The organism is Streptomyces sp. NBC_00536 (genome assembly GCF_036346295.1).
Taxonomy (GTDB): domain Bacteria; phylum Actinomycetota; class Actinomycetes; order Streptomycetales; family Streptomycetaceae; genus Streptomyces.
Genome location: NZ_CP107819.1, coordinates 5,638,855 through 5,652,785, shown reverse-complemented (window position 1 = coordinate 5,652,785; position 13,931 = coordinate 5,638,855). Strand labels below are relative to the sequence as shown.

The following is a 13,931-nucleotide window of genomic DNA, read 5'->3' as shown; positions in this document are numbered from 1 at the left end:
GGGCGGACGGGGCGGCGTACCTGCCACCGCGCCCACCCGGCGGGTTCAAGCGACCGGACGGACTACTTGGCGTCCTGGTAGCACGGCTGGTCACCGCTGAGCAGACGAAGCTTGAGGTCCGGCAGCGTGAAGGTGCCCGCCGTCGTCGCCCATGCCTTCTGCCGCACGTTGGTCAGCGTGGCCTTCTTCGCGCGCTGCGAGAAGAGACCGCCATCGGCCACCGTGCCGGGCTGGGCCTTGGTGACGTGGCTCGGGTCGCTGACCGCGACACCGATGTCGAGCTGCTCGAACTTCGCGTCCGCGTCCAGCTCGGCGACGTCGAGGTAGATGTTCTCCGCGACGGCGGGACGGCCCTTGTTGCCCGTCCGCAGCTGCAGGGTGATGTTGCCGAGGCCGGGCACCGGGGTGACCAGCGACTGGCACATGTTGGTGATCTCGGCGTGACTGAACCCGGAGATGGTGACCGGGTGGTACGCGTCCTTGTTGGGGTCGCCGAGGGTCTTGCCCTTGGCCACGCTGCCGTACTGGATCAGGTTGTCACCGACGAGCTCGTCGGCCGACACCTTGAAGTCCTGGCCCGAGACGCTGAAGGACGCCGCGAGGGCACCCTGCGCCAGACCCACACCCACCGCGGCGGTGGCCGCGATGCTCGGCACCATGACGAGAGCGAAGCGCTTCCATCTGGTCCCACCACGAACCTGGGAATTCATGTTGTTCCTCCTCATCGGACGTACATCTCCGGTCCGGGCCCTGCCCGTCCTGGGATGGGAGAAGTGCTACGTCCTCGGGAAGGAGCGCAGGCGGCCGAGTCACGGCTGTGCCGCGTCAGGAACACCGGCGATCACCCCCGAGCGACAACCACTGGGCCACGCGTTCGCGCAACCTGATGAGGACAGGCACCACCGGGTACGGCGGCGACCCCCCTGTCCCGCGTCCGGCGCCACTGCCACCGGCCGGCTCGGTGGGGACCCATCCTCGCGGTGCCGGGCGACCGGCGCTGCGGGATGGACCGAGCGTGGCCGATCGTGGTCCATTCCCGGCCGGGGCACAAGGGGGTTCGTTACTGGCGGGTAACGGCTGGATAACCGCAGTGCGACACGTCGCCGTCGAGCGGCAACACAGGGTGTCACCCAAGGCCACGACAGATGGGTGGAAGACCGAATCAACCGGACAGTTCACGGGGTTCGGCTTACTACGAGTAACAGCGGCCGCGATTGCCAAGTTTTGGCAAAGTGCGGCCGCTGTTTATCTCCGTGTCAACAAAACGGTGGCGGTCCACCGAGACGCGAGCGCGTCGCGGAGCAGGCCCGGAACGGACCCCGGCCCGCCCTAGAAGAGCACCCGCGCGAGGGCCGTGCGCGCCGCCGAGACCCGGGGGTCGTCCGCCCCGATGACCTCGAACAGCTCCAGCAGCCGCACCCGTACCGCGTCCCGGTCGTCACCCGCCGTGACACGGACGGCGTCCACGAGCCGTCCGAAGGCGTCCTGGATGTGACCGCCGGCCATGTCCAGGTCGGCCGCGGCGATCTGCGCCGCCGGATCGGCCGGATTCGCGGCCGCCGCGGTGCGCACCTCCTGCGGGTTCATGTGCTGCACCCGCGCGAGGAGTTCGGCCTGGGCCAGACCCAGCTTGGCCTCGCTGTTGGCCGGATCCCCGGCCAGTACGTTCTTGTACGCCTGGACGGCGCCGCCCAGGTCGCCCGCGTCCAGCGCGACGACGGCCGCTTCCAGCAGGGCGTCGTACGGGCCTTCCGGCTCCTCGTCCGCGCCACCCGCGCCCGCGGCGTAGGCGCCGTCCGCGGCGGGGTCGACCACGATGCCGGTGAGACCGTAGCGCTCCTCGGCGACCTGGATGAGCTGGCCGAGGGTCTCGCGGATCTGCTGCTCGGGCACCGCGCCCTGGAACAGCGGCAGCGCCTGACCGGCGACGACCGCGAACACGGCGGGAATGCCCTGGACGCCGAACTGCTGCATCAGCATCTGGTTGGCGTCGACATCAATCTTGGCCAGAACGAGACGGCCGTTCGCTCCGTTGACCAGTCGTTCCAGCACCGGGCTGAGCTGCTTGCACGGCTCGCACCACTCGGCCCAGAAGTCGATGACGACCGGGACCTGGTGCGAGAGTTCGAGCACGTCGAGTTCGAAACCGGCCTCGTCGACATCGATGACGAGCGAGGCCGGAGCCGCGGCGCCGGGCACGGCGCCGACGGCGCCGCCCTGGGCCGCGGCCGCGCGCGCCTGCTCCGCCTTCGCCTTGGCCTCGCCGGCCGCCTTCACCGCGGCGAGGTCGACGACGCCGCTCATGGACATGTTTCTGGGCTGCATGCGTACATCCTCCCCCGTGTGCGCGCGCCGACGAAAAGACCTCGTGAAAGACGTCGTAAAACAGCACTGCCGATCGGCCGTGGAACCGTTGAACCGTTGCCGATCGGCCGTGCACCTGAACCGGCCGTACACCTGAACCGCTTGAACCTCTGTGGCGCCGGGTCCCCACCTGGCGCCGTAGCCTTCGCGTGGTTGCCGCTCTTACGCTACGAGCCGTAGCGTAACTCCCCGGAGGCCCTCGCGCCCCGTGATCTGAACCACACCGTCCGGGGTCCTCGCGGTTCCGCTACTGGCGGGTATGGTCACCGTCCATGCGCAACCCCGTCTCCGGCAGCCCCGCCTCCGGCTCCGGCCGCACCGGCCGCCCCCGCAGCGCCGCGGCGGACACCGCGATCCTCGCCGCCACCCGGGACGCGCTGGTCGAACTCGGCTGGTCCAAGCTGACCATGGGCGACGTCTCGGCCCGCGCCGGGGTCGCCAAGACCACCCTCTACCGCCGCTGGGCGGGCAAGAGCGAGCTGGTCGTCGACGCCGTCGCGGAACTCTTCGACGCGCTCGAACTCCCCGACCGGGGTTCGCTCCAGGGCGACATCGAGTACGTCGTCCTGCGCTTCGCGGAGCTGCTGCGGCGCCCGGAGGCCCGTACGGCCCTCATGGCGGTGGTCGCCGAGTCCACCCGGGACGAGGCACTGCGCGACCGGATCCGGTCGGCGATCGTGGACCGGCAGAAACGTCTCGTCGTGCTGGGCCGCGAACGCGCCCAGGCCCGCGGCGAACTCCCCTACGAGGCGGACCCGCAGCTCGCCGGACGCACCACGGACCTGATCTTCGACGTCATCGCGGGCACCGTGGTGCACCGCGCCCTGGTGAGCGGGGAGCCGGTGGACGAGATGTGGGTCGCCACCTTCACGGCCCTGCTGATGCACGGCCTGCTGGGCACGGCGCAGGCGGGTACGGCCCCGGCGTCTGCGGCCCCCGCGGGTACGCCGCAGGCCGGCACCGCCTGACGGCGGTACCGGCCCGGGTGGCGGAACACTCGGCTCAGAAGCCGGGCGGCTCCGTGTACGTGCCCCACTCGTCCCGCAGCACGTTGCAGATCTCGCCGAGCGTCGCCTCGGCCCGTACGGCGTCCAGCATGGCCGGGATCATGTTCGACCCGTCCCGCGCGGCGGCCAGCATCGCGTCCAGCCCGGCCCGCACCTTCGCGTCGTCCCGGCGGGCCTTGCGCTCAGCCAGTTCGCGGACCTGCACCACCTCGACCTCGTGGCTGACCCGGAGGATCTCCAGGTCGCCGGTGACGGAGCCGTGGTGCACATTGACGCCGACGACCCGCTTGTCGCCCTTCTCCAGCGAGCGCTGGTACTGGAACGCCGACTCGGCGATCTCGCCGGTGAACCAGCCGTCCTCGATGCCGCGCAGGATGCCCGAGGTGATGGGCCCGATCGGGTGCTGCCCGTTCGGGTGGGAGCGCAGCCCGCGCTCCTTGATCTGCTCGAAGATCTTCTCGGCGTCCGCCTCGATCCGGTCGGTGAGCTGCTCGACGTACCAGGCGCCGCCGAGCGGGTCGGCCACATTGGCCACCCCGGTCTCCTCCATCAGCACCTGCTGCGTGCGCAGCGCGATCTCGGCGGCCTGCTCGCTCGGCAGCGCGAGGGTCTCGTCGAGGGCGTTGGTGTGCAGGGAGTTGGTGCCGCCGAGGACCGCCGCGAGGGCCTCCACGGCCGTGCGGACGACGTTGTTGTAGGGCTGCTGGGCGGTGAGGGAGACGCCGGCCGTCTGGGTGTGGAAGCGCAGCCACATGGACTTGTCGGACTTCGCGCCGTAGACCTCCTTCATCCAGCGCGCCCAGATCCGGCGGGCGGCGCGGAACTTGGCGATCTCCTCGAAGAAGTCGAGGTGCGCGTCGAAGAAGAAGGACAGGCCGGGCGCGAAGTGGTCCACGTCCATGCCGCGGGAGAGCCCGAGTTCGACGTAGCCGAAGCCGTCGGCGAGGGTGTACGCCAGCTCCTGCGCGGCCGTCGCCCCGGCCTCGCGGATGTGGTAGCCGGAGACGGAGAGCGGCTTGTAGGCGGGGATGCCCTTGGCGCAGTACTCCATCAGGTCGCCGATGAGGCGCAGGTGCGGCTCGGGTTCGAAGAGCCACTCCTTCTGGGCGATGTACTCCTTGAAGATGTCCGTCTGGAGCGTGCCGTTGAGCAGGGCCGGGTCGACGCCCTGGCGCTCGGCGGCGACCAGGTACATGCAGAAGGCGGGCACGGCGGGTCCGCTGATGGTCATCGAGGTGGTGACGTCGCCGAGCGGGATGTCCTTGAACAGGACCTCCATGTCGGCGGCGGAGTCGATGGCGACCCCGCAGTGGCCGACCTCGCCCAGCGCGCGGGGGTCGTCGGAGTCGCGGCCCATAAGGGTGGGCATGTCGAAGGCGACCGAGAGGCCGCCGCCGCCCGCGGCCAGGATCATCTTGTAGCGCTCGTTGGTCTGCTCGGCGTTGCCGAACCCGGCGAACTGCCGGATGGTCCAGGTCCGCCCGCGGTACCCGGTGGCGTGCAGGCCCCGGGTGTACGGGTACTCGCCCGGCCAGCCGATCCGCTCGAAGCCCTCGTAGGTGTCTCCGGGCCGCGGCCCGTACACCGGTTCGACCTCATCGCCGGAGAGCGTGGTGAAGTCGGCCTCGCGGGTGCGGGCCCTGTCATAACGGGCCTGCCAGCGAAGGCGGCCTTGCTCGATGGCGTCAGCGTCCATGCTTCAAATTTACTAGGACGTCCTAGTAAATGTCGATGGCCAACCCCGGGAAGTCGTCCCGGGGTGGTGTGATTCGAGGCTCGCTCTAGCTTTCGGGGCTCAGACTCACGCCGTCGCGGCCTGCGGGGCGCCGCTCACCAGGGGCTCGATCTCGGCGCGGACCTTGCGCTCGACGAAGAACGCGGCGAGCGGGATCGTGCCGGAGAGCATGACCCACAGCAACTTGCCGAAGGGCCACTTCGCCTTGGAGCCGAGGTCGAAGGCGAAGACCAGGTAGATCATGAAGAGCACGCCGTGGGCCTGGGAGACCACGAAGGTCAGGTCCGCGCCCTTGTCGAAGCCGTACTTGAAAATCATGCAGGTGCACAGCACCAGCAGCATCACTGCGGTGGCAAAGGCCATCACCCGGTAGCGGGTCAGCACGCTCTTCTTCATGGCACTGAGCCTAACCGTCCGTTTTGCGCGATCTTGACGGGGGCCCTTGGCAGGGTCCCCGGCCGGGCCGTCCTCCCGGTCAGGAGTTCTCCGCGGCCCGGCGGAGCAGCGCGACCGGCTGGTCGGCCGCCGTCCCGACGGTCTTCATCCCATAGGGCTCCTGCTGGTCCTCGCTGAGGACTTCCCTGCTGTCCGGATCACGGGCGATGTGGACCTCCATAAAGGGGTCGGTGTCGCCCGGCGCGAACCGCTCGCCCTCACGCCATTTCGGAATGACCCACCACATCGCGGCCCAGTCGGGCGCCTGGGTCATGTTCATGAGGGCGCTGCTCCGGTAGATCCTCGCCGTGTAGCGGAAGTAGTCGTCGCCCGGGTTGGCGAGCCACGCGGGGGCGTCCCGTACGTGCTGCTGCCGCCCGGTCGGCCCGTAACGCCAGGAGTACTGGACCGAGTCCCGGTAGCTGTTCGCGAGTTTGCAGCGGTCGGCCCGGATGTACGAGGCCTTCGCATTCAGCTGGATCCGGCCCTGGCCGAGGTCCGCGGGAGCCTCGACGACGACGTCCCGGGACGACTCGTCCCCCGGATCGAGGCGGCTGCCCGCGCCGGCGAACTGCCCGGCCGCCAGCATGCGGGTCGGCGCGCTGTACTCCTCCTGCCGGTGGGTGTCCCACCCCTCGGCCAGTTCGTCCCGCCGGTACTCCCGTCCGGTGCCCTGCTCGCGGAAGGTGCTCGGCCAGAACACCGCCGACCAGAGGGTCCCGACGACGAAGATGCTGACGGACCCCTCGTTGCGGAAGGTGATGTGGGCCGGTACGAACAGACGCGTACGGTCGGCGTTCAGGGACGGCTTCCCGAAGGAGACGACGAAGGGCACCTTCGGCGGCGCCACGTACGGGACGTACATGGCCGAGTACGTCAGGCTCGCGGAGCCGATGAGGGCCGACAGCGCGACGCCGGCGGCGAAACCCCGCGGATGCGGAACGCCCCGCCAGGCCTTGTGCCGGGCCACCTCCCACACCGCCCAGAAGGACCAGGCCACCAGCGCCGCCCAGAGCCAGAACCGGCCGCTCCGGTGGCCGCCCTCCCACTGCAGGACGAGGAGCACCAGGCTCGTCACCGTCACGACGGTGACGCCGAGCAGGACGCACGGCCCCGCGTACCGCACCGCCCGCTTGCCCCAGAAGTCGACGGCGGCCGCTGCCGCCGCCACCTCGGCCAGGGCGCCCGCCAGGAACACCGCCCCCATGACGCGGCCGCCGAAGCTCAGCGCCCGCAGCGCGTCCGTCAGCCCCACCCGGAACAGCACCGCGGCCGACACCAGGAAGCCGAGCGCCATCGCGCAGGCGGTGGCGCGTCTGCGCCAGGGGCGGTCCGGCCAGTCGGCCGGGTCGGCGCGCCACCGGACCAGCCCCGGATGGCCGAGGTCGAGGTCCGCGGGGACTCCGGCCCGGCGCAGGATCCGGCGCAGGTCGCGCGGCGACCACGCCCGCCCGACCGTCCCGCTGCCGAGGCGGACCTCCCGCAGGCCCCGTTCGTCGGGAGCGCCCACGATGATCTGCTGCCGACCGGTCGTCATGCCCCCAGGATCGGCGCGCGGCCGGTGCGCCGCAGCGGGCGCCCGCATCCGGGTGACCGCGTCCGTATGCCCGGGAGGAAGCTACTTCTCGTCGAAGTCGTCGGCGGCCACCCGCAGCGGCCGGAGCAGCGCGAAGATCTCCCCGCACTCCTCGGCGTCGTAGGCGCCCAGCCCGAACTCCATCTCCATCAGGTCCCGGGTCGCCGCCTCCACGACCTCGCGCCCCTTGTCGGTGATCGAGGCGAGGGTGCCACGGCCGTCGTTCGGGTTGGGGCGCTTGGCGACCAGGCCGGAGCGCACCAGGCGGTCGACGGTGTTCGTCACCGAGGTCGGGTGCACCATCAGCCGCTCGCCGATCTTCGACATCGTCAGCTCGCCGGCCTTGGAGAAGGTCAGCAGGACGAGTGCCTCGTAGCGCGCGAAGGTCAGCCCGTACGGCTTCACCACCGCGTCGACCTCGCCGAGCAGGATCTGGTGCGCCCGCATGATCGAGGTGATCGCGGCCATCGCGGGCACGGGTCCCCAGCGCTGCTGCCAGAGTTCGTCGGCGCGGGCGATGGGATCGAAGGGAAGACTGAGCGGCTTGGGCACGCACCAGACCCTACCCGTCGGTCATTTGGGGGTGGAGACCGTCTCACTCCTCGGCCCCTCCGGCCCCTCCCTCCTCTGTGGTGCGGTCGCGCGCAGCTCGGCGAGCAGGTACACCACGCACCCGGTGCTCAGCAGGGTCATGGCAGCGTGCCGCCCCCGCCCCTCGTGATCGCCTCGGCCATGAGCCCGACCACATCGGCGGGCAGCAGTGGCAGCTGCACGCAGGGGAACCCCTCGGCGCTGACGGTGGGCCGCATCCCCCTCCACACGACCTCGGGAACCCCGAGCGCCACGAGGGCCGCGCGCAGCGACTCGGCGGCGTCATCGGCCCGCGCGTGCCCGTCCCGCCACGTCCGCATGTCCACTACCGCACCTCCCCGTGCTTCGAGTGCGCGGCCAACTCGACGTTGCAGTCCGAGACGGCGGACATGTCCCCGGCTTCGCGGGCCGCCGTGCGCTGCTCCACCAGAGCGACGCAGACGGCGCAGCCCGGTGCGGGCACAGGCGGCTTTCGGGGCAGGGACAGGTGAACCGGCGGGTCCATGGTTGTTGTCGTGGGGCTGCTCATCGGAATTCCCTCCCTCGACGGTATCGGCATGGAGAGATGATTCCGGTGCGCTGGTGACACCGCCAGTCGCATTCCCGTTACGGAATAAAGATCAGGCCCTGTAGGTTTCAGCCCATTCTGCCAATTGCCGGCGCGCCATCGGTCCGAACTGTGCATGGCGTTCAAAGTCTGCGAAGACGGCGAGATGCTCGCCTACATCGCGTGAATCCTGAAACACCATGCGGCCGGTGAAATTCTCCACTGTGGCCAGGCGGTCGTCATACACCGTGAACGTATTCATCGGGCCACGGGTCATCGGGGTGCCGAACGGAATCACGCCCACGCGCACGTTCGGCAAGTGGGACAGCGAGGCGAGCCGGTCGATCTGCACGGCCATGGCGGGAGGCGGCACGATCGGCCATCTCACGGCCTGTTCGGTGAGCAGGAACGTGAAGGACTTCGACGTGTCGTAGAGAACCGCTTGCCGCTCCAGCTTGCGCGCCACCGTTTTGGACGTGTCGCCTGGAGCATTGCTCAGGCTGGCCCGTACGTACTCGGGCGTCGCCAGCAAGCCTGTGACCATGGCGGGCAGGAAGTACCGGAGGGCAGTGGCACCGGCCTCCAGCGCGGCCAGCTCCGTCTGCCTCTTCTCCAGACCCCTGCGCCACGAGGAGCGTTTGTCCTGCCACTCGGTGTTCGCGATCCTCGCGAGCGCCGCCATTTCGGTGATCAGCTCAGGCGGGGCGCCGAGCGCTCGAAGGATGCACTCCACGTCGACGAGCCTGGGGGTCTTCTTTCCCGTTTCGAACTTGCTGATCTGCGACTGGGACATGTTGCAGCGCTTGGCCAGCCGGTCTCCTGTGAGACCGGCTGCCTTCCTTAGCGCTCTCAGCTTCTCGGCCAGGTCCGCCTTGGACTGCCCCAGCTGTTCAGGATCGAAGGTCACCCATGCGCTTTCACGTACTCCGCGAAGGGCACGGACGCGGCGAGCGCGACACGCTTCCACTCCCGATACGGCGCGATATCGCCATCGAACGATTCGCGGCCGATCTGAGTCCCGTCAGGTCGGAAGTTCAGCTGAACAATGCGGGCGTCATCGAACATCCACCAGTCCGTTCCGCCCAGCGGCAATCCGTGGTCGTGGGTGGTGACATCGAGGATGCGAATGTCCTCGCCCGCTTCGATGTTGCCCGGAATGCCCCAGGCGAACTGATAGCGCTGGTAGGCGGTGAGCGGCTGCCGGACGATGCGCACGCGGCCTATCCGCCGCCCGGACGAGAGGTGCCCGCGCACCCTCCCGTGCCACCGCGCGTTGTGGTCGGCCGGCTTGCCTTCGCCCCGGAGGAATCGGGCGACGTTCTCCGCCTCCTGAGGCATGGTGTAGGTGGGCTGGGCCTCGAACCGCCAGGCGTCGCGCGTGAAGGAGTCGAACGCCTGCCGCCACTCGTCACCATCCAAGCGCACGGACGGCCTCCCTCAGGACGTGTTCCGGGATCTCCACGAGCCCCTCCCCCTCCGGCACGGTGAAGCCGTCGAAGACGTCGCCCTGCACGACGATGGAACCGCGCGCCTCGTGCCTGTAGACGTTCGGGCAATCGTCATCGTCACAGTTGGGTCCGTCGACCTGGCCGGTGAGCCGGGTCAGTCCGTCTCGCGCCATGGCGCATCCCTCCCGTCCGGCCCCTGTCCGGGACCGCTTGAGACGACGCTACGGAAGCCGGTCACCCCAAGTCCATGCCGACTCCGGAATATTCCCGTTCCGGAATGGATGACCTTGCCGACCCGCGTCAGCACCCCCCGGCCACCCGTACGGCCCCTCAGAGAGGCACCCGTGCCGGAACCCCCCGCTTGGCTCAATCCAGGTCGACATGACTGGTTTTCTGGCTTTCCGTGGGGTTATCGATTCTGGATCGATCAATCGATCACTGGAGGGACCGTGCGGCCGGAAGGCTTCGACTACGAGACCCACAGCCGTCTCGCCGGTCCGTTCGCGGAGCCGGAACCCGGTCCGGACGGTGTCTACCGGGTGGGGTACCGCTCCCTGCTGGCGCGCGAGCCGCACCGAATACGCGCCGTCGCGCTGATGACGCTCGCGCCCGTCCTGTCCGCCGTGCTGTTCCTCTACCTCGTCTGGCCGAGCCACTGGACCGTCCGGGAGGGCGGCGAGCGCTGGCTGGTGCGCTGCGACACCGTGATGCTCGTGTCCATCGCGTTGATCATGCTCTTCATGCTGGTCAACGTGGTGTCCATCGCCCACGCCACGATGGTGGCCCGCGACCCGGTCCCGGTTCCGGCCGAGCCCGGCACCCGGGTGGCGTTCCTGACGACGTACGTCCCCGGCAAGGAGCCCCTCGCGATGGTGCGGGCCACCCTCCGGGGGGCCGTGCGCGTCCGCCACGACGGGCCGCTCGACGTCTGGCTGCTGGACGAGGGGGACGACCCGGCCGCCCGGGAGCTGTGCGCGGAACTCGGCGTACGGCACTTCACCCGCAAGGGCATACCCGAGTGGAACACCCGCGAGGGCGCCCACCGCGCGCGGACCAAGCACGGCAACTACAACTCCTGGCTGGCCGGGCACGGCGAGGACTACGCGTTCTTCGCCTCGGTCGACACCGACCACGTCCCGACGCCCGACTTCCTGGAGCGGATGCTCGGCTACTTCCGCGACCCCGACACGGCCTTCGTCGTCGGGCCGCAGGTCTACGGGAACTACACCGCCTCCGTCACCAAGGCCGCCGAATCCCAGCAGTACCTCTTCCACGCGCTGATCCAGCGCGCGGGCAACCGCTACGGCGCCCCCATGTTCGTCGGCACCAACAACGCCGTACGGATCAGCGCGCTGCGCCAGGTCGGCGGGCTGTACGACTCGATCACCGAGGACATGGCCACCGGTTTCGAGCTGCACCGCCGCCGCAACCCCGCCACCGGCCGGTTCTGGCGTTCCGTCTACACCCCGGACGTGCTCGCCGTCGGTGAGGGCCCGGCCTCCTGGACGGACTTCTTCACCCAGCAGCTGCGATGGTCGCGCGGGACCTACGAAACCCTCCTCCGGCAGTACTGGAAAAGCTTCTTCCGGATGCCCCCCGGCCGCTGGCTCAACTACACGCTGATGCTCGTGTACTACCCGATGACCGCGGTGAACTGGCTCCTCGGCATCCTCAGCTGCGTCCTGTTCCTCTGGTTCGGCGCCTCCGGCACCCAGGTCTCCTCCGAGGTCTGGCTGATGCTCTACACGGACGCCGCCGCCCTCCAGGTGGGCCTCTACCTGTGGAACCGCCGCCACAACGTCTCGCCCCACGAGCCCGAGGGCTCCGGCGGACTGGCGGGCATGGCGATGTCCGCGATCTGCGCGCCCGTCTACCTGAAGTCGCTCGGCTCCGCGGTCCTGCGCACGCGGGGCCGCTTCGTCGTCACCCCCAAGGGCGGCGACGCCAGCCCGGACCACCTGATGACCTTCCGGATCCACCTCTTCTGGGCCCTCGTCCTGATCGTCTCCCTCGCCGCCTCGGTCCGCTATGGCCACACCCACGCGGCCATGCGCGTCTGGGCGCTGCTCGCGCTGTGCGTCACCCTCGCACCCCTCGCCGCCTGGACCCTCACCCGGCTGCGCGACGGCACCGAGCCCAAGGAAGACCCGGAGCCGGCCCTCGCGAGCACGGCGGGCACGGCGGGCACGGCGAGCACCGGAGGGAGCTGAACCATGGCCATGGCCCACCGGCCCTCGAAGCGGTTCAAGAAGACGGCCCTGGGGACGGGCGCGGCCCTCGTGCTGGTCGCGCTCAACGCCCCCGCCACGCTCTCCTTCGCCGGGGACACGTACCACGCGTACAAGATCGGCCGGTCCAGCTACAAGATCCAGTACGGCTCGTGGGACCTGATCGACCTGCCCGGCCGGTACCGGATCAACGCGATGCACGCCGCGCTCCTGCGCACCGGCAAGGTGCTGCTGATCGCCGGATCCGGCAACAACCAGCGCAACTTCGACAGGGGAACCTTCGACACCGTCCTGTGGGACCCCTCGGACAACACCTTCCGGAAGATCCCGACCCCCGAGGACTTCTTCTGCTCCGGGCACGCCCAACTCCCCGACGGACGGCTCCTGGTGGCGGGCGGCACCGCCCGCTACGAGGTGCTCGACGGCAAGGTCACCCGGGCCGGCGGCGGCATGCGGGTCAAGAACGAGAGCCCCGACAAGGCCGTCACCCTGAAGAAGGGCACCCGGTTCCGCTCCCCCACGGGGGTCGAGTACGTCTCCCGGTTCGACGTCACCGTGCCCCGCGCCACGCGCGAGTTCGAGATCGCCTACGGACGCGGCGGCCAGATGAAACCCTGGCGCACCAAGGTGACCGCCGCCGAGGCGCGGGTCTTCGTGGAGGCCGTACGGGAGGGCCGCGAAGGACTGACCACGCAGGCGGCGCAGTACGAGGTCCTCGGCCTGCGGGGCAAGGACGCCACCGACGTCTACGGTCTCGCCGAGCGGCTCAGCACCGTCAAGCAGGACTTCCAGGGCATCAAGTCGGCGTACGAGTTCGACCCCCTGGCGGAGAAGTACGTCCCCGTCGACCCCATGCGGGACGCCCGCTGGTACCCGACCCTCGTCGGCCTGCAGGACGGCAGGGTCCTCGCGGCCTCCGGCCTCAACGACGTCGGCGACGTGGTCCCCGGCGACAACGAGATCTACGACCCGCGGACCAGGAAGTGGACCAAGGGCCCCTTCCACTACTTCCCGACCTACCCCGCCCTCTTCCTCACCCGGGGCGGCAAGCTCCTCTACACCGGGTCCAACGCGGGCTACGGACCCAAGGACAAGGGCCGCGCACCGGGCGTGTGGGACCCGGCCACGAACGAGTTCACCGCGGTCGGCGGGCTCACCGACACCGACCAGCTGGAAACCTCCTCCTCCGTCCTGCTGCCCCCCGCCCAGGACCAGAAGGTGATGGTGCTCGGCGGCGGCGGGGTCGGCGAGTCCAGGCTCTCCACCGCACGCACCGCCGTGATCGACCTCAAGGCGGACAAGCCCGCCTTCCGCACCACCGCCCCGCTGCCCCGGGGCACCCGCTACCTCAGCAGCGTGCTGCTCCCCGACGACTCGGTCTTCACCACCGGCGGCTCCGCCGACTACCGCGGCCGGGGCACCTCCGACATCCACAAGGCGCAGTTCTACTACCCGCGCAGCGACTCCTTCGTGGCCGCCGCCGACCCCACCGTGGGCCGCGACTACCACTCCGAGGCGCTCCTGCTGCCCGACGGGCGGGTGGCCACCTTCGGCTCCGACCCGCTGTTCGCGGACAAGGACAACACCAAGCTGGGCACCTTCGAGCACCGGCTGGAGGTGTACACCCCGCCCTACCTCTACCGGGACCCGGCGCGGCGGCCCGTCCTCGGCGCGGGGCCGGACCGGGTCGAGCCCGGCGGCCGGGCCACCTTCAAGACCCCCCGCCCGGAGCGGATCGAACGGGCCCGGCTGATGCGGCCCAGCGCGGTCACGCACTCCACGGACGTGGAACAGCGCTCCGTCGAACTGGGCCTGACCCGCACCAAGGACTCCGTCACGGTGGAGGTGCCGGGCGACCCCACGCTCGTACCGCCCGGCTGGTACATGCTGTTCGCCGCCGACGCGGACGGGACGCCGTCGGTGGCGAAGTGGATCCGGGTCACGACGCCGGTGCCGGTGCCGCCGCGGTCTTACGAGGGGTGGATGCCGCCGGACTGACG

The 13,931-nt window shown here is 70.0% G+C and carries 14 protein-coding genes; 3 read left to right on the top strand and 11 right to left on the bottom strand.

The window, feature by feature from the left end; all coding sequences use genetic code 11:
- Positions 1 to 62: 62 nt before the first annotated feature.
- Positions 63 to 710, bottom strand: coding sequence for a DUF6230 family protein (locus OHS33_RS25335; RefSeq protein ID WP_330332705.1), 648 nt, complete (start codon positions 708 to 710; stop codon positions 63 to 65).
- A 619-nt stretch (positions 711 to 1,329) separates the two neighbouring features.
- Complete coding sequence (locus OHS33_RS25330; RefSeq protein ID WP_330332704.1) at positions 1,330 to 2,325, bottom strand: tetratricopeptide repeat protein; 996 nt, start codon at positions 2,323 to 2,325, stop codon at positions 1,330 to 1,332.
- Between the two features lie 311 nt (positions 2,326 to 2,636).
- Here OHS33_RS25330 and OHS33_RS25325 point away from each other — a divergent pair, with 311 nt between their 5' ends.
- On the top strand, positions 2,637 to 3,332 hold the full coding sequence (locus tag OHS33_RS25325; protein WP_330332703.1) for a TetR/AcrR family transcriptional regulator: 696 nt from the start codon (positions 2,637 to 2,639) through the stop codon (positions 3,330 to 3,332).
- Between the two features lie 34 nt (positions 3,333 to 3,366).
- Here OHS33_RS25325 and OHS33_RS25320 read toward each other — a convergent pair whose 3' ends face one another.
- From OHS33_RS25320 to OHS33_RS25280, 9 genes are all read right to left on the bottom strand, one after another.
- Complete coding sequence (locus OHS33_RS25320) at positions 3,367 to 5,067, bottom strand: acyl-CoA mutase large subunit family protein (RefSeq protein WP_330332702.1); 1,701 nt, start codon at positions 5,065 to 5,067, stop codon at positions 3,367 to 3,369.
- A gap of 105 nt (positions 5,068 to 5,172) precedes the next feature.
- Positions 5,173 to 5,502, bottom strand: coding sequence for a DUF3817 domain-containing protein (locus OHS33_RS25315; protein WP_330332701.1), 330 nt, complete (start codon positions 5,500 to 5,502; stop codon positions 5,173 to 5,175).
- 79 nt (positions 5,503 to 5,581) lie between these two features.
- Positions 5,582 to 7,078, bottom strand: coding sequence for a hypothetical protein (locus tag OHS33_RS25310; protein WP_330332700.1), 1,497 nt, complete (start codon positions 7,076 to 7,078; stop codon positions 5,582 to 5,584).
- A gap of 81 nt (positions 7,079 to 7,159) precedes the next feature.
- Positions 7,160 to 7,669: a MarR family winged helix-turn-helix transcriptional regulator gene (locus OHS33_RS25305; RefSeq protein WP_330332699.1), complete on the bottom strand. Its 510-nt coding sequence runs from the start codon at positions 7,667 to 7,669 to the stop codon at positions 7,160 to 7,162.
- Between the two features lie 137 nt (positions 7,670 to 7,806).
- Entirely contained in the window at positions 7,807 to 8,028 is a 222-nt protein-coding gene (locus OHS33_RS25300; RefSeq protein ID WP_330335197.1) for a hypothetical protein, read from the bottom strand.
- Between the two features lie 5 nt (positions 8,029 to 8,033).
- Positions 8,034 to 8,237: a hypothetical protein gene (locus tag OHS33_RS25295; protein WP_330332698.1), complete on the bottom strand. Its 204-nt coding sequence runs from the start codon at positions 8,235 to 8,237 to the stop codon at positions 8,034 to 8,036.
- A 91-nt stretch (positions 8,238 to 8,328) separates the two neighbouring features.
- A complete protein-coding gene (locus OHS33_RS25290; protein ID WP_330332697.1) occupies positions 8,329 to 9,162 on the bottom strand; it encodes a helix-turn-helix domain-containing protein in 834 nt (277 codons plus the stop codon).
- Positions 9,159 to 9,680, bottom strand: coding sequence for a DUF6879 family protein (locus OHS33_RS25285; protein WP_330332696.1), 522 nt, complete (start codon positions 9,678 to 9,680; stop codon positions 9,159 to 9,161). The genes OHS33_RS25290 and OHS33_RS25285 overlap by 4 nt, the downstream gene beginning before the upstream one ends.
- Complete coding sequence (locus OHS33_RS25280; protein WP_330332695.1) at positions 9,664 to 9,876, bottom strand: hypothetical protein; 213 nt, start codon at positions 9,874 to 9,876, stop codon at positions 9,664 to 9,666. The genes OHS33_RS25285 and OHS33_RS25280 overlap by 17 nt, the downstream gene beginning before the upstream one ends.
- 276 nt (positions 9,877 to 10,152) lie before the next feature.
- Here OHS33_RS25280 and OHS33_RS25275 point away from each other — a divergent pair, with 276 nt between their 5' ends.
- Together OHS33_RS25275 and OHS33_RS25270 are read left to right on the top strand one after the other, a co-directional pair.
- The gene (locus OHS33_RS25275) at positions 10,153 to 11,913 is read left to right on the top strand and encodes a glycosyltransferase family 2 protein (protein ID WP_330332694.1); all 1,761 of its coding nucleotides are present in this window, start codon (positions 10,153 to 10,155) and stop codon (positions 11,911 to 11,913) included.
- A gap of 9 nt (positions 11,914 to 11,922) precedes the next feature.
- Positions 11,923 to 13,929, top strand: coding sequence for a galactose oxidase-like domain-containing protein (locus OHS33_RS25270; RefSeq protein WP_330335196.1), 2,007 nt, complete (start codon positions 11,923 to 11,925; stop codon positions 13,927 to 13,929).
- Positions 13,930 to 13,931: the final 2 nt, after the last annotated feature.

Excerpts from the sequence above, each read along its gene's own strand:
- OHS33_RS25335 (WP_330332705.1), bottom strand. The coding sequence starts at position 710 with ATGAATTCCCAGGTTCGTGGTGGGACCAGATGGAAGCGCTTCGCTCTC.
- OHS33_RS25330 (WP_330332704.1), bottom strand. The coding sequence starts at position 2,325 with ATGCAGCCCAGAAACATGTCCATGAGCGGCGTCGTCGACCTCGCCGCG.
- OHS33_RS25325 (WP_330332703.1), top strand. The coding sequence starts at position 2,637 with ATGCGCAACCCCGTCTCCGGCAGCCCCGCCTCCGGCTCCGGCCGCACC.
- OHS33_RS25320 (WP_330332702.1), bottom strand. The coding sequence starts at position 5,067 with ATGGACGCTGACGCCATCGAGCAAGGCCGCCTTCGCTGGCAGGCCCGT.
- OHS33_RS25315 (WP_330332701.1), bottom strand. The coding sequence starts at position 5,502 with ATGAAGAAGAGCGTGCTGACCCGCTACCGGGTGATGGCCTTTGCCACC.
- OHS33_RS25310 (WP_330332700.1), bottom strand. The coding sequence starts at position 7,078 with ATGACGACCGGTCGGCAGCAGATCATCGTGGGCGCTCCCGACGAACGG.
- OHS33_RS25300 (WP_330335197.1), bottom strand. The coding sequence starts at position 8,028 with ATGCGGACGTGGCGGGACGGGCACGCGCGGGCCGATGACGCCGCCGAG.
- OHS33_RS25295 (WP_330332698.1), bottom strand. The coding sequence starts at position 8,237 with ATGAGCAGCCCCACGACAACAACCATGGACCCGCCGGTTCACCTGTCC.
- OHS33_RS25280 (WP_330332695.1), bottom strand. The coding sequence starts at position 9,876 with ATGGCGCGAGACGGACTGACCCGGCTCACCGGCCAGGTCGACGGACCC.
- OHS33_RS25270 (WP_330335196.1), top strand. The coding sequence starts at position 11,923 with ATGGCCCACCGGCCCTCGAAGCGGTTCAAGAAGACGGCCCTGGGGACG.